We start from the raw sequence: 21,804 nt of genomic DNA, 5'->3' as shown, positions 1-21,804 counted from the left end.
AAAATACCATTCTATTTTTGCATTATTTTTATTTTTCTAGGTAAATTCTCTTCATTTTTATGGAATCGTAGGTCTAATGAGTATTTAAACCAATCTATATATAATTGGAAAAGATGTTAGTGAAGTCTCTGTTGTATAGTGCTTTATTGTTAATTTGATTTCGTAAAATTGGTGTCGTGTCAATATTTGAAAATATTTTAGTTTTAAAAGTAAAAAAGCGACACTAAACAGAAAGGGTCGCCTTTAAACAAACTAACTCAATTTATAATTACTCGATTGTTTTAAATTAATACGCAGGATCTTGAGTTAAAACACCTGGTTGTAAATCTATTTGTGACTGTGTTACAGGAAAATGATCATTTTTACCGGCAGTAAACGATGCACCTTGTAACCAAGGTAGTTTTCCGCCAGATAATTCAGATTGGAAATTGGTATTCATTGTTTCTTCTTCTACACCCCAGCGTATAAGATCTTGAAAACGCATACCTTCTAATGCAAACTCTAATCGCATTTCATGATAAATAGCCTTATTTGAATATTCAACGTTTGGAAAAGAAGTATATAAACCAAGGTTTTAGTTGGCGGCTGGTTAATCTACTTCTATGTCAGGTATAAAGCTACTTTCAAAGGTGGTATTGTTTACTTTGCCCATTACCATATCGTCTTGAGCCCTTTCGCGTATCATGTTTACCATGTTTTTAGCGGTCTCTAAGTCATTTCAGCTGCAGCAACCTCTGCTCTTCATTACTCAAATAGAAACACCTAGAAATGATGCAGAAGTAGGCTTCTTTCTAAAAGGAAATGGTAAAGGAAATTTTAATGCGATAACCGTATTGGAAAGTGGTTTTTTTACTCCCCATGACGCAAAATATATGAAGCGTATTAAGTTTGGTGAAACCGAAGCGGTATTGGTAGCCAACAACAATTACATTCAGCTTTTTTCTATTAAACCTTAAGTATTGTAAGTGCTGAGATTAGAATAAAAACCATGACAGGCTTGATTGTAAAATTTTTTATACACCTTCTCTGTAGCCTTTTTAAGTTATTTGTTATAGTATTTGAACCAATATTACCCAATCTATTTAATGTTAAGAACTAGATTTGAAGCAAGCGAAGGTGATGTTTTTATATGTTCGTTGTTGATAAAATTCATTTTGATTTGTATTTGGGTTGTGTTAATAATTTTAAATCTAAACCACATACAAATTTAAATTCTAAATGGTTTCTAATGACGATAATTTGATGAATACATTAAGGTAACAAGGGTAGTGAACTAAGGTGTAAAAAACATAATGATACATTATCGAAATACAATTTAAACATTAATATGAAATTGTCAATTCGAGTTTAGAAAATAGAATAAGCTAGGAGCGAATAAGTATACTTAAACGAATAAATATGAGTAAAATAGGGCTAAGCTCAAAAGGACGTGTTGGTAAAAAACGATATCAGATATTGACAATGATATTTGTTACCGTAGTTATCAATTATCTAGACCGTACAAATATATCAATAGCAGCAGGAGCTATTAAAGAGGAATTGGGTATTACGGCTATTCAAATGGGGTATATTTTCTCAGCATTCGGATGGACATATTCCTTACTTCAAATACCTGGGGGTATTGTTGCCGACAAGGTAAAGTCAAGATTACTATATCCACTTATTATGGTGTTATGGTCTATTGCAACATTGGTTCAAGGCTTGGTAAATTCTTTTATAGCGCTTCTTGGGCTTAGAACAAGCATTGGTATGTTTGAGGCACCATCTTATCCAATCAATAATTTAATAGTAACAAGATGGTTTCCCGAAAACGAAAGAGCATCTGCTATCGCAACTTATACATCAGGTCAATTTTTAGGTATGGCTTTTTTATTACCGGTGCTCACATTAATTCAAGATGCCTTGGGGTGGAGAGGGTTGTTTATCGTATCTGGGGTAATAGGTCTAATTTGGGCGGCAGTTTGGTACTTTTTCTACCGAGATCCGCAAAACCATAAAAAACTTGGTGATGCTGAATTAGCGCACATCAAAGATGGTGGTGGTTTGGTCGTTAGCATAGATAAGACCGAAACTCAAAAGTTTGATTGGTCAGATTTAGCGAATGCTTTCAAATATCGTAAACTTTGGGGCTTATATATTGGGCAGTTTTGTTTGGGGTCGACGACTATTTTCTTTCTGACTTGGTTTCCCACTTATTTGGTTGAATTTAGAGGGTTAGATTTTATTAAATCTGGGTTCTATGCATCAATTCCTTATTTGGCTGCGTTTTTTGGCGTACTTCTAGCCGGTTTTACTTCTGATTATTTGATAAAAAGAGGATTTACACGAGAGGTGGCAAGAAAGGCACCAATTATAACCGGAATGTTATTATCAATTGCAATTATAGGCGCAAACTATACTGAAGATACTACGTTGATTATTGTGTTTTTATCCATTGCTTTTTTTGGAAATGGGTTGGCTAGTATTGCTTGGATATTTGTATCATTAATTGCACCAAAAAATAACATAGGTCTAATTGGAGGAACATTTAATTTTATAGGTGGGTTGTCTGCTGTCATAGTTCCTGTTGTCATTGGATACCTTGTACAAGATGGCGACTTTAGTCCTGCTTTATTTTTTATAGGCATGTTGGCATTGTTGGGTTTAATATCTTATACATTTATTGTAGGCAAAGTGGAACGAATAATCCCCGAAAAATAAAAACTATTTACACTTATGAAAATAACCGATATCAAATCGTATCCTATTAATATAGAGGGCGGAGGAGTACAATTGGTCGTAAAAGTAGAAACTGATAATGCCTTGTACGGCTTGGGATGTTCTGGATTGTCAGGCAGAGAACTTGCCGTAGTTGGGGCAATTGAACATTTTAAAGGTTTTTTAATTGGCAAAGATCCTCGAAAAATTGGTGCCCTTTGGCAAGAAATGTATAGAGGTCAATATTTTGAAGGTGGCAGGGTTTTGTTGGCTGCTATTTCAGCAATAGATATTGCATTATATGATATTAAAGGGAAAGATTTAGGAGTTCCTGTATATGAACTCTTAGGAGGAAAGCAGCGAGATTTTGTAGAATGTTTTGCCTCGGTTAGGTTTACTACTAAAGAAGAACTTTTAGAGTATTCTAAAATATGTGTAAAAGAAGGCTGGAAAGTATTGAGGCTTGCACCTGCCGAATTTGAATCTAAAGAAGATAAAAGTAGCTTTGAACCTAGAGAATCTATAGTAACACTTGCAAATTGGATTACCGAATTACGAAAAGAAGTTGGTCCTGAAATTACCATTGGCGTAGATTACCATACACGACTGAACATTGCAGAGACTTATTCGTTCATGAAAAAAATGCCAGACGGTACTATTGATTTTCTTGAAGAACCCATTCGTGATCAAAACCCAGGGGCTTATCAAGAACTAAGGCGTATGATCGATGTGCCTTTTGCTATAGGAGAAGAGTTTTCAAGCAAATGGCAGTTTATGCCGTATTTAGAAAATAATATTGCACAATACGCGCGTATAGATGTTTGTAATGTTGGTGGATTGACAGAAGCGATGAAAGTAGCTTCAATGGCCGAAACGCATTATGTAGACTTAATGCCGCACAATCCTTTAGGTCCAATTTGTACGGCTGCTTCTATTCATTTGGCAGCGGCATGTCCTAATTTTAGTTATTTAGAAGAAGTAAATACTCCCGCGCAATATATGGGTACAAATGCACCAGAGTTTTATCCAGTGCAGCATCAATTAGATGGCGCGAGATACCGCGTTCCCAATACTCCTGGTTTAGGTGTTGAGTTTAATGAAGACTTAGCAGTAAAACAAAAGTTTAAAATGACAGAAGTGCCAAGATTGTACAGAAATGATGGCTCTTTTACAAATTGGTAAATTAGAATATGAAAATACCATTAACCTTTATAAGTTGTGATTGGGGAACAACAAATATTCGATTAAAAGTCATTGAAACCGAAACACTGAATGTGCTTGCGAATTTTGCATCTAATGCAGGTGTAAAGACTGTTTATCAAGAGTATTTGAAAGAGACTCAAATAGAGCAATTCGATTATTTTTATAATACATTAATAGACTTAATTGATAATTTACCTGTAGCATATCAAAACAATTTAATTGTGATTTCGGGTATGGCTTCTTCTAGTATTGGTATGTTTGAAATGGACTATGCCGACATTCCTTTTTCAATTACTGGGAAGGGTTTGCATTGGAAGTTGTTCAATAATTTAACATCTTCAGATGTACTTTTAATATCTGGAGTCAGGGATGTTGTTGATGTTATGCGTGGTGAAGAAGCCCAAGTTATTGGATTAAATACCACAATTACTAAATATGAAAAAGGTATTTTGATTTTACCTGGTACGCATAGTAAACATGTTTATTTCGATACTAATGAAATAGTAGGGTTTAAAACCTATATGACGGGTGAGCTTTTTGAGCTATTATCTAAAAATAGCATTCTCTCTAATAGTGTAAATGAACAACAGTGGTCAACTGTATCAGAAAAAGCATTTTTAAAAGGGTTGCATTCAGGTTTCAGAAAAGAGTTAACTGCTCATTTATTTACTATACGTGCCAATGATATTTTAAATGGCACATCTAAAAATGAAGGGTTCTATTTTTTAAGTGGTTTGTTAATTGGTGATGAGTTGTCATATATAGAAAATGACAATGAACAATTTATTTTATTTACTTGTTCTCCACTTTTAAAATTATACGAGATAGCTTTAGCCGAGTTGTTTCCAAATCAAAAACATCAAATCTTAGATGATGCAATTGAAACTAATGCAGTCGTTAAGGGACATTTTTCATTGTTAAAAATGATAAGTAAACTCAATTAAGAAAAAATAACATTAGTGTGCTAGTTTATATCTAGTCTTTTGGAATATTTTTTTTAAACAAAAAAACTAAGTCTCTTTTCAATAATTTTATTGAAAAGAGACTTAGTTTTAAAATCAATTTAAACTAGTTTTCAACTGGTTTGAAAATTCTTATCCAATCAATAGTAAATGCATTATCGGTATTTGATAATTCGGTATCGGTAGGTATAACAACCTTACCATTTATTGTTCTCCACCCTTGTTCTTCAACACTGAAAATAATATCCATTTCTTTAGATAAGCCAGTTCTGGTATCATTAGTAGTATCACCTGGGTTAGTTGAATTCGTCAGATATAAAGGATCAATTTCATCTTTTCCTTCTCTTTTAGTTACTAGTACACCATCAATATAGTAGTATAAATTGAATGGGTCTTTCCAATAGACTCCGTATCTATGAAAAGAATCTTTCCAAAGAATATTACCGGCACCGTCATTTCGAGTTATCCACGTGGGGTTCGGTGAAGGATTACCATTACCGTTCACTAGCTCGCTTGGTTGCCAATCTTGAAAAGGATCTCTAATAAAAACATGATGGCTAACATGCATTCTTTGTGCGTACCATGAAAGATCATCATTTGCACTCTCTGAAAAATCTGCACCGTAGCCTTCCATAAAATCAATTTCTTGAGTATCGTCTGGGCTTAGTAACCAAGCTCCATTTGCCAATACCGAATTCATTATTTTGATATTAGCTTCTATGTATACCGGGTATTGAACAGTTTGTTTAGAATGTATGACACCTGCATTGACCCTTTCGGTTTCAAAACGTGAAGCAATTAACTTTAAGGTTCCATTTTCTACAGATGAATGTTCTCTAGACCAAGTGGTAGATGCCGGTCCTGACCACGCATTATGATACCAATCATCCCATTTATCTAAAAATATAACACCTTTGTTCGAGGCCTGTGCTTCATATTCAAAATCATCTGAAACGCTTTCTTGAAACTCCCAAGTCATACCAGAACCTGCATCTGCGGGTACGGGTATTGTAATCCAGGTTTCTTCGATAACCTCTTCTTCTTCTTCTTCTTCTTCCTCAGTTATAACTTGGTCATCCACATCTTTCTGTTCTGTGTTTGGTTCATTTGAAGTAGAAGTTGAACAACTAAATACAATAAAATTTGTAAGCACTATCAGCAATACTATTTTTTTCATTACAAGAATTTTTACACTTTGCTTAAAGATAAAAAACAAGTAATTTTTTTCTCTACTATTCAACTGTACTAAAACTGAACAACTGATTGAATTAGCAATTTTAATTTTTGAGATGCAGCTGTTTTAATGTCTATAGTTATTAATTCCTGCGGCTTATTGCTCGATGCCATTTGTTATCTCAGATGTGAAAATCTGTTACAGTTTTAATAGGAATAGCTGTTTTACATATTAAATTATTTATATCATAATATAAAAAAACTGGAATTACTCTGAAAGAACCGCAAATATTATTTTGTATAATTACAATTGTAATATATGTGCTACTCGGTACTAATTAAAACTGTGCTCTATGGTAAGTAAAGTAATTAAGGTGTTCGTTATTCTAATTTCTTTTGCCACAATTTCTTGCAAAGATGTGCCTAATAAATCTTCTGAAATATATATTGTTTCGGCAGATTCGGTTTTGCAAATTCGCTATCAGAAGTTGTTAGATTATCCAATAGATTCATTAGAATTTCCAAGAAGTTATAATACTAAAACACAAGAAATTTTTAAAGTTGCTTCTAATGACTGGACAAGCGGATTCTACCCTGGTAATCTTTGGCAATTGTATAAGCTAACAGGTGATGAGGCTTTTAAAACAAAAGCAATAGCATGGACAGCCTTTATGGAAAAAGAAAAAACCAACGGCAGTACGCATGATATGGGTTTTAAAATGTACTGTAGTTTTGGGGAAGGGTATGAAATTACTGAGAATGAGAAGTACAAAGAAGTAATTATAGAAAGTGCTACTACACTAGCAACCCGATATAATGAAAAAGTAGGCAGTTTAAGATCGTGGGATTTTAATAGTGATATCTGGGAGTTTCCTGTAATTATAGACAATATGATGAATCTTGAGCTTTTGTTTGAGGCCACCAAGATTTCTGGAGATAGTACATTTCATAAAATTGCAGTAGAACATGCAAATACGACTCTAAAAAATCATTTTAGGCAAGACAACAGTAGAGTTCATGTTGTTGTGTATGATACTATTTCTGGTGCGGTTAAAGATAAAGTTACCCATCAAGGGTTTAATGATGATTCAGCTTGGGCTAGGGGGCAGGCATGGGGTATTTATGGGTTTACCATGTGCTATAGATATACAGAGAATGTGTTGTATTTAGAACAAGCAGAAAAATCGGCTTTGTTCTATTTAAATCATGATAACTTACCTGAAGACGGAATCCCTTATTGGGATTTTAATGATCCAAAAATACCTAATGTGGTTAAAGACGTTTCTGCGGCTACAATAACTGCATCTGCATTAGTAGAATTGTCTTCATACACTAATGATACTAGCTATCTTGATTATGCAGATAAAGTATTGAATACATTGAAAAGCGATGAATATGTACTATCCTCAGAAATAGAAGCTCCTTTTATCTTAGATCATAGTACTGGTAATTGGCCTAAAAATGATGAGATGGATGAGCCAATTGTATACGGAGATTATTACTTTTTAGAATTAATGCTTAGAAATGAAAAAATATAATGCTAAACGTCATTATTGAGAATAAAAAAACCCCATAAAATATGGGGTTTTTTGTGACCTCGACAGGATTCAAACCTATTATTAGAAATGCCTGAATACAAAGGTTTCTGCGAAATTTTATATTTTCTGTTGTCGATTTGCTCCCTACTACATTTTAAAAGAAGTTGAAATAATCACCTCTTAATTCAAATATAGAGATTAAATGTGTGAATTTGTTAATTCTCAAGTTTCACGAGACTTCGTTCATGTTTTACACTCGGTATTATATAAGATACTTTGGTTGTCAAAATTAAAACCAAAAAATATTTAATATTCATAAGTAGAAGTCATTATTGTTTAATAACTCTTTTGTCAGGATTAATTAAAGTAATGATATAATGAACTTTTCGTAAATTATCAAAGAGAGTACAATAGGTCATTTGTTATATAAACCCTTCGCTTCAAATTAATGTATTGATAAAGAAAATATTTTTCGCTTTACTGAAAATCTTATATTTTTTTATTTGATGCTAATTAACTTCTTAAAAATAAAATTTTGATTTGAATACTTTAAACTTAATTGCGGGGACTAGAATCGAACCAACGACCTCCGGGTTATGAATTTGAAAAAATCACTAATTGCCCCCTACTATATACTTGAATTTTATAATATCGTTTACGAAAAGGTTTACTGTATTAATACTAATTTTTAACTAAAATACATACTAAATAATAATCTTCCAAATCAGTATAAAAAATTAATAGGTTGTGCCATATGCATGAAGTAGAAATAGGACTCACTATAGATTTCGGGTGTCTAAAGAACCCAATCTACGGATTAGCTCGGGCATGATTGAGCATAGATGTATTGGTGAAGAAGTTAAAGGGGCACTCTTTCTCGGCTCTTGCAGTAGGAATCCCCTGAACTGAACAAGTGATTGGGTTGACATTTTTGGGTCATTGGTCATTGAGCTTGGTTCGCATGTAAGATAACTAATGAGATGTTCAAGAAATATGTTTAACATCATAATTTACAACTCAATTTTGGAATAGCAATTTGATAATCGAGTAATGGAAGGGAAGATTTTCATTCTTTTTTTTATTTCTAAGGATTTCAAAACGATAATGTTTTATTTTTTAATATAACTTTAAATGGCTTTTTATGAAATTTTAGGTTTGCGAAGAAAATTGAATTTCATTATTAAGAAACTATATTTAAAGATTAATATCTCCATATTTTGATGAAGTAGGGGAGATAAAATTTTCAACTCCACCTCTTTACTAGTATTGACTAATTTCAATTCACTAATTTCATTTGATAACCATAAACTGTAAGAAGTTCAGTTAATTTGATGTCTTAATTTCATTATCAAATTCTTTTTAGGTAATCATTTTTTATTATTCATAACAATTAAAAGGCAGTCAATAATTTTTCATCTACAAGTATTTCGGGAACGCTACCGAAAATTTAAAACGTTCCCGAAACCGTTTTAAATTTAATCATGGTAGATTTTCATCGAATTATCATTTTCTTTAAAATCAATAACCTAATAAATCAAATTCACATGAAACAATAACTTTTAAAACAAAATAACTAATTAAAAACAAAGTAATTATGAATCAACAATTTTTAAGAATTTTGAGAGGTAGCTTTCGGACAGTGCTGCTTCTCATTTTAATGGGACTTCATCAAGGCTATGCCCAACAGAACATAACGGGAACAGTATCTGACGAGGAAGGTCCTGTTCCGGGGGCCAATATTTTGATTAAGGGTACCCAAACTGGAACTCAAACCGATTTTGATGGTAATTTTAGTATTAACGCATCTACTGAAGATATACTTATAGTTTCCTATATTGGATATGTTACACAAAATATTCCGATAGGTCAGCAGGTCAAGATTAAAATCCTTTTGGTGAATGACCAGCAGCAATTAGATGAAGTGGTGGTAGTCGGTTATGGTACCCAAAAGGAAGTAAATTTAACAGGGTCGGTATCGGTTATCAAATCCGCAGAGATTACTAGACAGCCAGTCACTCAGACTTCACAAGCCCTATCAGGTCTGGTACCTGGTCTTACAGCTACACAATCAAGTGGTCAACCTGGTCAAGATGGGGCTGTTATACGTATTCGTGGTATAGGCACCCTTGGTAATAGCTCTAAAAACAATCCGTTAGTCCTGGTTGATGGTATTCCTGATGATATTAATGGTATAGACCCGAATGATATCGAATCAATCTCAGTTCTAAAAGATGCTGCAGCTTCCGCAATTTATGGGGCTAGAGCTACTAACGGAGTTATTTTAGTAAAAACAAAACGGGGTAAAATAGGTAAAATTACGACCTCCTTTAATACATATACGGGTGTTCAAAGTATCAATCAAAATTTGAAATTTTTAAATTCCCTTGGGTATATGGAAACCTTTAATGTGGCAGAGCCCGGTTCATATTCACAAGAAACACTAGACCTATACCGTTCTGGTGTTGGAATTGGTACAGAGGCTGCACCCGATACTGATTGGGTCGATTTGCTTTTCAATAAGGCCGCAATACAACAATATTATAACTTTTCAGTACGTGGGGGGACTGAAAAATTACAAGTTGCCAGTTCTATATCGTATTCCGATCAAGATGGTAATATTGGCCACTTTAATTTTAAAAGATATAGTGGTAGGTTCAACATGGATTACAATTTAAGTGATAAAATAGATTTGGCCTTTGATTTGAATTTTAGGAGAGAGGACCAAAGCCAACCAGAAACTTTAACGAACCTAACTAGACAAGTATACCGACTACAACCCTTGTTTTCGGCCATCAATGATGACGGTACTAATTCAGCAGGTAACGGTGACAAGAACCCAATCGCTATTCTTAATTCAGGCTCGTTGCACAATAATATTTCCAACTATTTTAGAGGATTGTTAAAGGCTACTTACAGACCTTTTGATAACTTCTCCATATCGGGAACATACGCTCCGCAGTTTTTCGAAAGAAACCGTGATAATTTTAATTCTCAATATAGCTATTATGAGAATTCCGGGGCTCAACAAAAACAGCATGGATCAAATGACTTATATAAGGAAAACTATACGACTTTTCAAGAAACTCTTAATGTCGTTGCCAATTGGGGTAAAGACTTTGGGAATCATAGTGTATCGGCTATAGCCGGATATGAATTTTTGAAGTTCGATTCACAAATTTGGTATGCAAGCAGGCAGGGTTTTTCGCTCAGCGATTATCGAGGTCTAGACCAAGGTCCACCTGACACACAATTAAATGGAGGAAGCTCTACATTGAATGGACTTGAATCTGTGTTTGGTAGGGTTAATTATGCTTATAAAGACAAATACTTGTTGGAGGCTAATGTTCGACGTGATGCTTCCTCACGTTTCGGACCCACAGTCCGCTCTTCTACGTTTCCATCATTTTCGCTTGGTTGGGTCATTTCAGAGGAAGGTTTTTTAAAGAATAATGAAGTTATCAACTTTCTGAAGTTGAGAGCGTCATGGGGCCAGTTGGGCAACCAATTTATATTTAGAAACGCAGTTCCAAATGAAGGGGGAGCAGCAACAAATGTTCAAGGTGCTGATGGAGAATTAGCAGCAGTTGAAGTGAATTTTCCATATACGGCACTATTTGGGTTGGGTAACGCTGATGCTACTCTTGGAGGTACACCAGTTTCTGGTGGCGCACAACAGGTTATGGCAAATCAGCAATTGCAATGGGAGACTGGGGAAACCGAAAACATTGCGGTTGATGCCAAACTTTTCAAGAGTAAATTATCCATGACAGCCGAATACTATGTTCGGACAACAAAAGATATCCTCTTAAATGTAACAATACCACCATCTGTAGGTCTTGAGCCACCGACCCAAAATGCAGGTAAAGTTGTTAACAAAGGTTATGAGTTAGTCCTTGGCTGGAATGATATTGTAGGTGATAGTTTCCGATATGGTTTTAATTTCAACCATTCCAGCTTTGACAATGAAATTCAAAGTTTGGGAGGTCTTGATCAATTACCACCAGATGACCTTATCAACCGGGTAGGGGGAGAAATCAACGCTATTTATGGTCTTAAGGTCGATGGTTTATATCAAGAAAGTGATTTTACAGGGGGAGATTTAAATACAAATTTACCAACACCTAGTTTTGGATCCATAGAGCCAGGAGACATTAAATATGTTGATTTAAACGGTGATGGACAAATAAATAATGATGACCGCACCACAATTGGAAGTAGCATTACTAATAAAAATTGGGGCTTAGAGCTGTTTGCGGAATACAAAGGAATCGATCTTTCAGTATCTTTTCTTCATGAAGGCGGAAGGGATGTTATGATTAGTAATGAGATAGGGTGGCCCCTCTATAACGGCGGTAAAGTACAAGAATGGCAGTCCGATTATTGGACACCGACAAATACGAACTCTCCATACCCACGTTTGCATGCGGTAAGCACACACCCAAACTGGCGAGTTAATGAGACTTGGTTGCACGACACCTCGTACACAAGGCTTAGAAATGTTACCTTAGGTTACAAATTACCAAGAGATTTGGTTGAGAAAATTGACCTGTCCAGTGCCAGAATATTTGTATCGGGCCAAAACTTAATTACTTGGAGTAAGATGCCTGAAGGTATAGATCCGATAATACCTGCTTTCAGTACAGGCTCTATTTATCCCATGACCAAAGTGATTAGCATGGGACTTAATGTAATTTTTTAAAACTTAATTTTTTACAATATGAAAAATATAAAATATAAAATCTTATTAATGGTCAGCCTTATTTGTTTAGGGTCCTGTGAAGACGTTCTGGATCTGGAAGACCCTAGTAGTCCAACGAGTAATACTTTCTTTCAATCAGAAACTGAATTGGAAATAGCACTTGCTGGCGTATACGAAAGCTTAAATTATGTTTCTTGGGCACCTTTTCCTCAGCTCTTGGATGAGTGTACAGATTATGCGTTCAGCCGAGGTAATTTTGGAGGTACCGTTCCGGTTACCACGGGTAGTTTGTCATCCACAGATGACATTGTTGTTGATTTTTGGAATCGTTTTTACACAGGTATACAACGAGCAAACAACTTGTTGAGTAATATGGATAAGGCACAAGAGTTCTCAGATCCGGCTCGATTTGCAGAAATTAGGGCTGAAACTCTTTTTCTACGGGCTATGTTCTATAGTTACTTGACAGAACTATACGGTGACGTGCCATTTAGAACAGAAGTAACTTCGTCATTAGACAATCTTATATTGCCCAAAACCCCGAAAGCAGATATTGTCGCCGCTATATTGGTAGATTTAGAGGAGTCAGCTGACGTTTTGCCGCAGGTACAGCCTGATGCTGCACGCGGTAGGGCATCTGCAGATGCGGCAAAAGCATTGATATCGCGTATTGCATTATATAATGGTGACTATGCTTTAGCGGCCAAATCAGCCTCCGCAGTAATCAACTCTGGTAATCATAGTCTTTTTCCTGACTACAAATCTTTATTTACCGTTGCAGGTGTTGGTTCTTCCGAGGTGCTACTGGATCTTTCATATACGGAAGGCACTCGTGTTCATGCTCTTGCAAAATTGCAAGGAACCCGTTTTGGTGGTTGGTGCGCCTATGTGCCTGCTCAACAAACTATCGATAGCTATGAAACCATAAATGGATTACCCATCGATGAAGACCCAATGTACAATCCAGCAAGTCCATTTGAAAATAGAGACCCTAGATTAAGTGCATCTATTGTGTTACCTGGTAGTGAATTTACTAATTTTATTATTCAGCAACACAGTGATAGTATCGCAACATGGCGAGTCGAAGGAGGAGTTAATATAGAACGAGTTTTTAATGTAAACTCGGCAAATCCTGCAGGAAGAAAAATAAATGACCCAGTTAGTGGCATTGAATACACATCTGCCGGCTCGAACCGTTTCACATCTTTTACGGGTTATTTTTGGAGAAAGTATTCTGAGGAACCTATCTTATTTGGATCAGTAACGGGAACAGGAGCAGATCCTACAAGATCTGAGCAACCCATATATCTTATGCGCTATGCAGAAGTGCTCTTAAATTATGCTGAGGCGAATATAGAAGCGGGAACTGTAAATGATAGTGTAGTGGACGTGATCAACCAAATTAGGGAAAGAGCTTATAACGGAAGTGGGCTTACTTATCCTGCTATTACTACTACTGATCCAACGGAACTGCGAAAAATAGTTAGAAGAGAAAGAAAAGTTGAACTTGCAAACGAGGGTCTTAGACTTTTTGATATCAGAAGGTGGCAAATTGCTGAGAAAGTTATGAATACTACTTTACTGGGTAGCCCAGCAAACGGATTTAGCAAAGTCGGTGGGGAACTTAGGTTTGTTCCCGTCATTGATGACGATGGGTTTATTACCTATCTTGGTGCACCAACACAACCTCGTCAAGAGCTTGGGAATTTAGATTTCAGGGAGCTTGAGGTACGATCATTTAATCCAGGAAAAAATTATTTTTGGCCTATACCTCAGGCAGAAATTGATGCAAGTGGTGGTGTCGTAACTCAAAATCCGGGATATTAGCAAAGAGTTGAGTTGTTTTGTTTAGTTTTAGGGTGGTATGGTAACATTCTACCCTATTTTTTCAAATTTGACATAACGCACAAATTTTTAAGATAAAAACAGGGCGTAGTCGAACTCTCGTTTGAAAAAATATATTACCCAAGGGCAAAGTAATTCTGGCATTCTACAAAAGAAAACAACCCTGAAAAGTGAGTTGCAATATAATGAATAATCTTAAAAAATAAATATTATTAAAGTATACTAATTTAATATCTAATGTATAAAAAACTAACTAAATTTCACTTACTAGCACTGTTTACAATTAGTTGTTTAGCACAAAGAAATTTTGCTCAAGAATCAAATCAAAATCCTAACGTAATACTGATTTTGGTCGATGATCTTGGCTATGGAGATGTATCCGCGTATAATGAAAATGCAGCCTTTGCTACCGTAAACATTGACCGATTGGCTAAAGAGGGAATATCTTTTACCGATGCACACACCAGCTCAGCAGTTTGTTCGCCTACGCGATATGGTATTATCACAGGCAGGTATAGTTGGAGGTCTAAATTAAAGCATGGTGTACTAAAAGGCTATTCTAAACCTATTATTAATAATGAACGCAAGACGATAGCGGAATTGTTCAAAGAAAATGGTTACAGTACGGGTATGATTGGTAAATGGCACCTAGGGTGGGATTGGCAGTTCGTGGGCAATCCAAATATTAAGAATAATGATATAGAGGCTCCCGAAACTGATTTTAACAAGCCAATACTAAATGGACCTAACACGCATGGTTTTGAATATTTCTACGGCATTTCAGCATCGCTTTCTTCTCCTCCGTATGTATACATTGAAAATAACCTTGCTACATCAATACCTAAAGATTCCTCGGTAAATTACGATGAAAAGGCATTTTGGAGAAAAGGCCCTGTAGCACCGGATTTTAATCATATAGAAGTACTTCCAAATTTAGGTGATAAAACAGTCGAATACATCAAAGACCAAGCAAAAAGTGACAAACCATTCTTTTTGTATTGTGCTTTGACGGCACCTCATGCTCCTATAATTCCTTCTACAGAATTTATTGGTAAAAGCAAAACAAATGCCTTTGGTGATTTTGTATTAATGGTTGATCATGTCGTCGGCAAGATTACGGAAGCAGTTCGTGAAGAAGAAAGTTTAAAAAATACTATAGTGATTTTTACTAGCGATAATGGTCAATCGCCAAGGGCGGATTTTCGTGGTGATGAGCTTTCAAAAGCAGGACATAATGGTAGCTATATTTTCAGAGGACAAAAAAGTGACATATACGAAGGTGGACATCGTGTACCTTTTATTGTTAAATGGCCTGGTAAAATAAATGAGGGAGGTATTTCAAATGAAACCATATGTACAATAGACCTTATGGCCACAGCTTCTGAATTGGTCAATGTCAAACTTCCTGATACCGCGGGTGAAGATAGTTATAGTATACTTCCCATTTTGAAAGGAGAGAGTTATAATAAACCTCTTAGAGAAGCCACGGTACATCATTCTGGTACTGGTCGTTTTGCCATCAGGAAGGAAGAATGGAAACTCATTTTATGGCCGGGCTCGGGAGGATGGTCTTCTCCTAGTACTGAAGAAGAGATGCAGGGTTTACCGGAGTTTCAATTGTATAATTTGAAGGAAGACCCTACCGAAAAAAAGAACTTGGTTGCAGAGCATCCCCAAAAAGTTAAGGAATTACAATCTCTTTTAGAAAAATATATAACCCAAGGGCGAAGTACGCCTGGCATCCCACAAAAAAATGATGGGCCTGAGAAATGGGCGGAATTAGAGTGGATGTTTAAATAATAAAATTATATTAAAAGGTATCTTACCTGATATACCCACCTTTTTTCTCTGAAGATTTCCAAATCGATCTGGTAGAACAAAAAAAATTCAGTTCGAAATTGCTTAGGGAGTACATAGAATTGTTTTCTTAGGAATGGCAAGTGAATGAAATTATCTGACCTCCGTTGAGCGTATTGAATTGATAAGAATACTTGTTTCAAAACTGGATAGGCGATTTCCCGTTATAGCCGGAATTAGAGCTTCCAATAAAGAATAAACTATCCTTTAGAGTAAAGGGGTGATGAATGGTTAGTATTGGCTACATTACACGCTCATGGCTCCCAAGTGCTGAAATGGATACTGATAAACACGAAGTAATCATTTAAGACGTCACTGTGGTATTATCCGTGGGAGCAATAGCCCTTCAAAATGCTCCTTTTCCCCAAGGAGCTGGTCTAAATGCTGAAGTATTGAAACAGATTTTAAATAACAATGCTGCTAATAAATATATCAAAGAGGAAGCCCTCCCTTCCGTACCAACGATTAAGGATTTTTTGAACCATGATATGCTCCATTTATTAGTAGTTTTTGTTAGTGATTGTTCAACATATAAAATTGATGAGTTCTACCTTAAGTTCTTTAGGGGCTGTTCTGGCAACTGAAATCATTGATTTACATTTAGCCATTAATAGTGCACATCGAAATGGAGATGCGAAACAAACAAGAAATTTTCATATTATGAATCTTCCGCTCTCGACGGTGTAAAAGATATATTGCACTGAACTTACGAAATAATCCTCAAAAAGAAATTTTTAGATTCCCTGCATGTATGGGGCAATTCTACAAATATTACATACCCAATAAGATTTAAACTTGAGGTTAGAAAATAGTCATAAAGAATTTATTTTGATTTCAACATAGAAAATGAAATTGTCTATGCTGAAATATATCAAGTACCGTTGGACCATAGGACTTCTTATTTTGAGTTCAGCCATCAAGCGAGTATGACAATTCAGAATTAAATTGCTAATGAGTTGCAGCTTTGCATTTTTTAGGAATACATGCATTTTTCAAGAGACGACATAAAACATGGCGCAAGATTTATAGACTATCGAGCGAGGATGGGGCAATGTTAAACTTGTATATGTGATGAAATCTAAAATGATATTATAGCTAAATCGGATAGTTGTTACTCAACAGCAGTCATTCCTTAATTAAATTAATATTCTTACTGTAACCATATCAAATATGTTATAATATATGGGCGCTCCATATTGATTCAAATTCAGGCTAACGGGTAATAGTTTTTTTGCGTACACAGAACCACTGCAATGTATAAACAGAATTGGCAGATCAAAATGATATGGATGGACAAAGGTTAAATATTTATTACAAAGATATCTTCTGAATACAGGATAATTCACAGTATTAAACCATTACATTAATAGGACCGAAAATGTTGACGAGTACGTAATCGGCGGAATGTAATTAGAAAAGACGGGTAAAATTTGATGCTAAGAGAAAGAAAGGGGTTACCGAAATCTAAATTACGGAGGACGGAAAATAAAGCGCATGTAAGTCAATTGGGAAATAATTCTCACCCACCATCCATACAGGACATCTTCATCTCCAATATCATATAATTCTTAAAACTAATCAGAAATAAATGGAAGGCTATTGGTATAATCTAAAGGAAAATTATTTTTCCAATGTAAAAACATAAGACATTAATTATAGCCTTAATTTCCTAGTTGAAATATTTTATAAAAACTACCTATTTATGAATTGGTGATTTCATTCACTAGAGATACTTCATCTCATATTTATTAGGATGAACAAATAGCTAAGCAAAGGGACAATATCCATCACCTTAATAACAAATTAGTCAACAATGAAAAAGCATGACAAAAAAGATTAACTTAAGACCAACTACTAACCTCTATCTTTTTACAATCTATATTTTTAGAATTACATTAAAGATGCATGAAAAAACCTAAAAAATGAAATATATCACAATTAAAGATGTAGCAAAAAAATTAAACTTATCTACCTCCTCGATATCAAGAGCCTTTAACGATAAATATGACATCAAAAAAGAAACCAAAGAACTTATATTAAAAACAGCCAAAGAAATGGGATATTTCCCAAATCCAATTGCACAAAGACTAAGTCAAAAAAAAACATTTAATATTGGTATTATTGTTCCTGAATTTATTAATGAACATTATGCAGAAATAGCACTGGGCATACAGGAAATTCTAATGATTTCAGGGTATCAGGTAATTTTAATGCAATCAGATGAAAATAGCGAAGTAGAATTAAAGAATGTTATTATGTTAACTCGTAATATGGTAGATGGTTTAATTATCGCTCCTACTTCATCAAAAGGCAGCAATATGGATTATTATATGAAGCTTATTGATAATGGATATCCAATTGTCTTTGTTAGTCGAGCTGAAAAATCATTGGAAGCATCAAAAGTTCTGTTCAATAATGAAAAATGGAGCTATTTCGCTACGGAACACTTAATCCTACAAAATTATAAAAAGATATACTATATATGTGGCCCAAAAGGGCAAGAAGTATCTGAAGATAGAATAAATGGATTCAAAAAAGCAATGTCTAAATATAAATTTCCAAAAGAAAACTATAAAATATTAGAAGCAGGTCTAATGACCAATGATGGCATAGAAGCAGCCCAAGATTTAATATATAATCAGGATATCCCAGATGCCATTTTTTGTTTCAATGATCGCGTGGCAATGGGAGTAATTAAAGCACTCCAAGGAAATGGTTATAAAATTCCAGAGGATATCGCAATAATGAGTTTTACAGAGACCAGAATGGCGGAATTGGTTACCCCCAAATTAAGTAGTGTAAAACAACCTACCTCTGAAATGGGCCGAAAAGCAGGCGAGTTATTATTAAATTTAATGAGTAAAGAGAGTGAAGAACATCAAACCATTATAATGAACGGGGATTTAAACATTAGAGAATCTTCTGTAGCTAAACCATAATTGTACTTAGTCAAAAATTCTTTCCTCTTTTTAGCCTATATAATTACAACTTTCAATAGACTTTATCTTATTTTTTACAATCATCGTAATTGCAAAAAGGGTGTAATTATGATTGTATGAAATTATGCATCCACAAGTATTTCGGAAACGTTCCCGAAAATTTAAAGCGTTCCCGAAACCGTTTTAAATTTAATTATAGCATATTTTATCCTGAATTATCTTTTTTTTGAGAACTCAAATCAAAAAGATTAAGAATAGGCATAAAAATAAAATAAGTCTTTAAATTTTAAAAAATGAAAGTAAACACATTAAAAGGAATCTTTCCTGTAATCCCGACTATATTCAACGATAATGACGAAATAAATCTAGAATCTCAAAAAAAAGTTATTCAATTTTCTCTTGAATCGGGAGCGGATGGAATTGTTTTTCCTGGTATGGCAAGTGAATATAGTTTTCTCTCAAAAGAAGAACGCGGGATCTTATTAAAACTTTTGGTTGATGAAGTAAATGGGAAGGTTCCATTAATAGCAGGTATTGGTGCTCCAGATTCTAATGATGTTATTGCACTAGGAAAGGAAGCTTGTAGTTTTGGAATTACTAGGTTTATGATAATGGCTCCTTCACATTTAGGTAATGATGTTACTAAGCATAAAGAATACTTTTTACATATTTCCGAAAACTTACCAAATTGTGAAATAATGCTACAGAATGCTCCATCTCCAATGGGTGCCGGCCTAGATGTAGAGTTTATTCTTGAAATAGTAAGTAGTAATCCTTCAATTACTTATATAAAAGAAGAAACGTTACCATCTGGTCCCAGAATTACTTCACTATTAAAAAATTCTATTCCGCATTTAATTGGAATATTTGGGGGTGGAGGAGCTCGCTATATTATAGATGAACTTAATAGGGGAGCCATTGGAGCCTTACCTGCGGCAGAGATTACAGACTTACATGTTGCACTATTTAAATCTTATAAAAATGGAGATTATGACACAGCACGTAGACTGTACCGACTTAGCTTACCACTTCTTACTGCACAAGTAATATATCGCACGAGACTTACCAAATATGTTTTGTATAAACGAGGTATAATTACGAATATGCAACATGTGCGCGCTCCAATAACAAAACTTGAAGAGCAAGCTATGAAAGATATTAATAATATGTTAGAAGATTTAATTAAATCAAAAGCATTAACATGGGTGTCTTAAATAATAACGAAACTATTGCTGGTGTTGAAGTGTTTTCTGTTTTACTAGAGCAGGAAACACCATATTTAGGGTCATTAAGAAAGGGCGAAACCATTAACGAATACGGTTATTTTATTCGTAATGGAAATAAAACTGTTTATCCACAAAAAAACTCCTCCATTGTTGTTAGGATATGGACTAATAGCGATGTAGTTGGTTGGGGAGAAACCTACGGGCTGGTAGCACATAATGCTACTGCGACTATTATTAAAGACTTACTAAAAGGGTTTGTAATTGGTAGAAATCCCTTTGATGTAGAATGTATATATGAAGATCTTTATGATATGATGCGGGTACGAGGTTACCATGGTGGCTTTTACCATGATGCACTGGCCGCAATTGATATTGCTCTTTGGGATATCGTTGGTAAATTATCGAAACAACCTTTAGCTCGTGTTTTAGGGGGTATAAGAAGTACGACTATTCCAGCTTATGTTTCTGGTTTACCAGAATCTACACTTGAAAAACGTTGTGAGTTAGCACTTTCTTGGCAAAAGCGTGGTTTTAATTCTTTTAAATTTGCGCTTCCAATCGCTGATGAAGGTATAACATCAGAAATTAAAGAATTAAGACATTATCTTGGTGAAAATGCAAAAATAGCTTGTGATATGCATTGGGCACATAACCGAGATGAAGCTGTTTTGTTGGTAGATAAAATGTTAAAATATCGGCCTTGGTTTATAGAGGCTCCAGTGGCAACAGAAGATATAAATGGTTTAGGATGGGTTTCTCGTAGTACAAAATGTGCTATAGCTTCTGGGGAAGAATGGCGAACAGTCTATGATGCTAAACTTAGAATTGACAAAGGAGCATGTCAAATTATTCAACCTGAGATGGGGCATACTGGCGTAACGCAATTTATGCGCATAGCTAGATATGCACAAGCACATCACCTATCGATTATTCCACACGCAACTATTGGCTCTGGTATTTTTTTGAATGCTAGTATACAAGCGAGTGCTGCTATCCAAAATGTGGTATCTCACGAATACCAGCATTCTATATTCGGAGCTTTCAATCATTTTACCACTGGAAACATAACATGTCAGTCTGGTTTTTACAGCTTACCATCTGGTTATGGAATAGGTGCTGAACCTACACAAGAAATGAAATCTAAAATGAAATTACTATAAAATCCGATCACTGATACTCAACAGTAGTCATGCTCTAAATAAAAAAAAATGATACTTGATAAAATTGAAAACCACAAACTCTATATAAACCTTAGTCAAAGATTAGCGCAGGCTTTTGCATATATTAATGAAACTGATTTTTCCGAAATGGAATCTGGAAAATACACTGTAGATAATGATAATATTTACGCTATTTTACAAAATTACCAAACAAAGGAAAAAATAGATTGCAAATTAGAAGGGCACAATAAGTACATTGATATTCAATATATAATTAATGGTGTTGAGCTTATAGGAGTAACAACCTTTACAGATCAAATACCCATATATATCAATAAAGAAAAAGACTATTCTTTATATGAAAGCACTACATCGATGATTCGCGTCGAGAAAGGAATGTTTGCTATTTTTTTCCCAGATGATTTACATATGCCGGGTGTAAAATCAAATAAAAATTCAGATATAAAGAAGGTTGTTGTTAAGGTGAAAATATAATTATTAACTC

14 protein-coding genes are annotated in these 21,804 nt (G+C 34.7%); 12 read left to right on the top strand and 2 right to left on the bottom strand.

Annotated features, from left to right (window positions below; all coding sequences use genetic code 11):
* Window positions 1-286: 286 nt before the first annotated feature.
* Window positions 287-511: a RagB/SusD family nutrient uptake outer membrane protein gene (locus tag ACJJVT_RS11180; RefSeq protein ID WP_405398706.1), complete on the bottom strand. Its 225-nt coding sequence runs from the start codon at window positions 509-511 to the stop codon at window positions 287-289.
* A 181-nt stretch (window positions 512-692) separates the two neighbouring features.
* On the opposite strand from ACJJVT_RS11180, the gene ACJJVT_RS11175 reads away from it, so the two are divergent.
* The 4 genes from ACJJVT_RS11175 (at window position 693) to ACJJVT_RS11160 (ending at window position 4,844) form a co-directional block, all read left to right on the top strand.
* Window positions 693-956 (top strand): hypothetical protein, encoded by a 264-nt coding sequence (locus ACJJVT_RS11175; protein WP_405398704.1) that lies wholly within the window; start codon window positions 693-695, stop codon window positions 954-956.
* A 442-nt stretch (window positions 957-1,398) separates the two neighbouring features.
* Window positions 1,399-2,700: an MFS transporter gene (locus ACJJVT_RS11170; RefSeq protein WP_405398703.1), complete on the top strand. Its 1,302-nt coding sequence runs from the start codon at window positions 1,399-1,401 to the stop codon at window positions 2,698-2,700.
* 15 nt (window positions 2,701-2,715) lie between these two features.
* Window positions 2,716-3,879, top strand: a complete 1,164-nt coding sequence (locus tag ACJJVT_RS11165; protein WP_405398702.1) for a mandelate racemase/muconate lactonizing enzyme family protein — start codon at window positions 2,716-2,718, stop codon at window positions 3,877-3,879.
* Window positions 3,880-3,887: 8 nt separating this feature from the next.
* Window positions 3,888-4,844: a 2-dehydro-3-deoxygalactonokinase gene (locus tag ACJJVT_RS11160; RefSeq protein ID WP_405398700.1), complete on the top strand. Its 957-nt coding sequence runs from the start codon at window positions 3,888-3,890 to the stop codon at window positions 4,842-4,844.
* A gap of 124 nt (window positions 4,845-4,968) precedes the next feature.
* Here ACJJVT_RS11160 and ACJJVT_RS11155 read toward each other — a convergent pair whose 3' ends face one another.
* Window positions 4,969-6,039 carry a beta-agarase gene (locus ACJJVT_RS11155; protein WP_405398699.1) on the bottom strand — a complete coding sequence of 357 codons (1,071 nt, stop codon included), beginning with the start codon at window positions 6,037-6,039 and terminating at the stop codon, window positions 4,969-4,971.
* Between the two features lie 349 nt (window positions 6,040-6,388).
* On the opposite strand from ACJJVT_RS11155, the gene ACJJVT_RS11150 reads away from it, so the two are divergent.
* The 8 genes from ACJJVT_RS11150 to ACJJVT_RS11115 all read left to right on the top strand — a co-directional run bounded on the left by ACJJVT_RS11150 (window position 6,389) and on the right by ACJJVT_RS11115 (window position 21,794).
* Window positions 6,389-7,573, top strand: a complete 1,185-nt coding sequence (locus ACJJVT_RS11150) for a glycoside hydrolase family 88 protein (RefSeq protein WP_405398698.1) — start codon at window positions 6,389-6,391, stop codon at window positions 7,571-7,573.
* 1,594 nt (window positions 7,574-9,167) lie between these two features.
* Complete coding sequence (locus tag ACJJVT_RS11145; RefSeq protein ID WP_405398696.1) at window positions 9,168-12,272, top strand: SusC/RagA family TonB-linked outer membrane protein; 3,105 nt, start codon at window positions 9,168-9,170, stop codon at window positions 12,270-12,272.
* A 48-nt stretch (window positions 12,273-12,320) separates the two neighbouring features.
* Window positions 12,321-14,099, top strand: coding sequence for a RagB/SusD family nutrient uptake outer membrane protein (locus ACJJVT_RS11140; RefSeq protein ID WP_405398694.1), 1,779 nt, complete (start codon window positions 12,321-12,323; stop codon window positions 14,097-14,099).
* Window positions 14,100-14,354: 255 nt separating this feature from the next.
* Window positions 14,355-15,917 carry an arylsulfatase gene (locus ACJJVT_RS11135; RefSeq protein ID WP_405398692.1) on the top strand — a complete coding sequence of 521 codons (1,563 nt, stop codon included), beginning with the start codon at window positions 14,355-14,357 and terminating at the stop codon, window positions 15,915-15,917.
* 1,979 nt (window positions 15,918-17,896) lie between these two features.
* On the top strand, window positions 17,897-18,913 hold the full coding sequence (locus ACJJVT_RS11130; protein ID WP_405398689.1) for a LacI family DNA-binding transcriptional regulator: 1,017 nt from the start codon (window positions 17,897-17,899) through the stop codon (window positions 18,911-18,913).
* Window positions 18,914-19,206: 293 nt separating this feature from the next.
* Entirely contained in the window at window positions 19,207-20,127 is a 921-nt protein-coding gene (locus ACJJVT_RS11125) for a dihydrodipicolinate synthase family protein (RefSeq protein WP_405398686.1), read from the top strand.
* A complete protein-coding gene (locus ACJJVT_RS11120) occupies window positions 20,115-21,299 on the top strand; it encodes a mandelate racemase/muconate lactonizing enzyme family protein (RefSeq protein WP_405398684.1) in 1,185 nt (394 codons plus the stop codon). Before ACJJVT_RS11125 ends, ACJJVT_RS11120 begins: the two co-directional genes overlap by 13 nt.
* Before the next feature lie 48 nt (window positions 21,300-21,347).
* Window positions 21,348-21,794: a YhcH/YjgK/YiaL family protein gene (locus tag ACJJVT_RS11115; RefSeq protein ID WP_405398682.1), complete on the top strand. Its 447-nt coding sequence runs from the start codon at window positions 21,348-21,350 to the stop codon at window positions 21,792-21,794.
* Window positions 21,795-21,804: the final 10 nt, after the last annotated feature.

Source organism: Maribacter sp. Asnod2-G09, from assembly GCF_045063795.1.
GTDB lineage: Bacteria > Bacteroidota > Bacteroidia > Flavobacteriales > Flavobacteriaceae > Maribacter.
The sequence above is the reverse complement of the archived record's forward strand: the minus strand, read 5'-3'. Positions and strand labels throughout refer to the sequence as shown.

Bases quoted from the DNA above. Each gene is read 5' to 3' on its own strand.
- ACJJVT_RS11135 (WP_405398692.1), top strand. From the start codon at position 14,355: ATGTATAAAAAACTAACTAAATTTCACTTACTAGCACTGTTTACAATT.
- ACJJVT_RS11125 (WP_405398686.1), top strand. From the start codon at position 19,207: ATGAAAGTAAACACATTAAAAGGAATCTTTCCTGTAATCCCGACTATA.
- ACJJVT_RS11170 (WP_405398703.1), top strand. From the start codon at position 1,399: ATGAGTAAAATAGGGCTAAGCTCAAAAGGACGTGTTGGTAAAAAACGA.
- ACJJVT_RS11175 (WP_405398704.1), top strand. From the start codon at position 693: ATGTTTTTAGCGGTCTCTAAGTCATTTCAGCTGCAGCAACCTCTGCTC.
- ACJJVT_RS11120 (WP_405398684.1), top strand. From the start codon at position 20,115: ATGGGTGTCTTAAATAATAACGAAACTATTGCTGGTGTTGAAGTGTTT.
- ACJJVT_RS11145 (WP_405398696.1), top strand. From the start codon at position 9,168: ATGAATCAACAATTTTTAAGAATTTTGAGAGGTAGCTTTCGGACAGTG.
- ACJJVT_RS11150 (WP_405398698.1), top strand. From the start codon at position 6,389: ATGGTAAGTAAAGTAATTAAGGTGTTCGTTATTCTAATTTCTTTTGCC.
- ACJJVT_RS11180 (WP_405398706.1), bottom strand. From the start codon at position 511: ATGCGATTAGAGTTTGCATTAGAAGGTATGCGTTTTCAAGATCTTATA.
- ACJJVT_RS11130 (WP_405398689.1), top strand. From the start codon at position 17,897: ATGAAATATATCACAATTAAAGATGTAGCAAAAAAATTAAACTTATCT.
- ACJJVT_RS11165 (WP_405398702.1), top strand. From the start codon at position 2,716: ATGAAAATAACCGATATCAAATCGTATCCTATTAATATAGAGGGCGGA.
- ACJJVT_RS11140 (WP_405398694.1), top strand. From the start codon at position 12,321: ATGGTCAGCCTTATTTGTTTAGGGTCCTGTGAAGACGTTCTGGATCTG.
- ACJJVT_RS11115 (WP_405398682.1), top strand. From the start codon at position 21,348: ATGATACTTGATAAAATTGAAAACCACAAACTCTATATAAACCTTAGT.
- ACJJVT_RS11160 (WP_405398700.1), top strand. From the start codon at position 3,888: ATGAAAATACCATTAACCTTTATAAGTTGTGATTGGGGAACAACAAAT.
- ACJJVT_RS11155 (WP_405398699.1), bottom strand. From the start codon at position 6,039: ATGAAAAAAATAGTATTGCTGATAGTGCTTACAAATTTTATTGTATTT.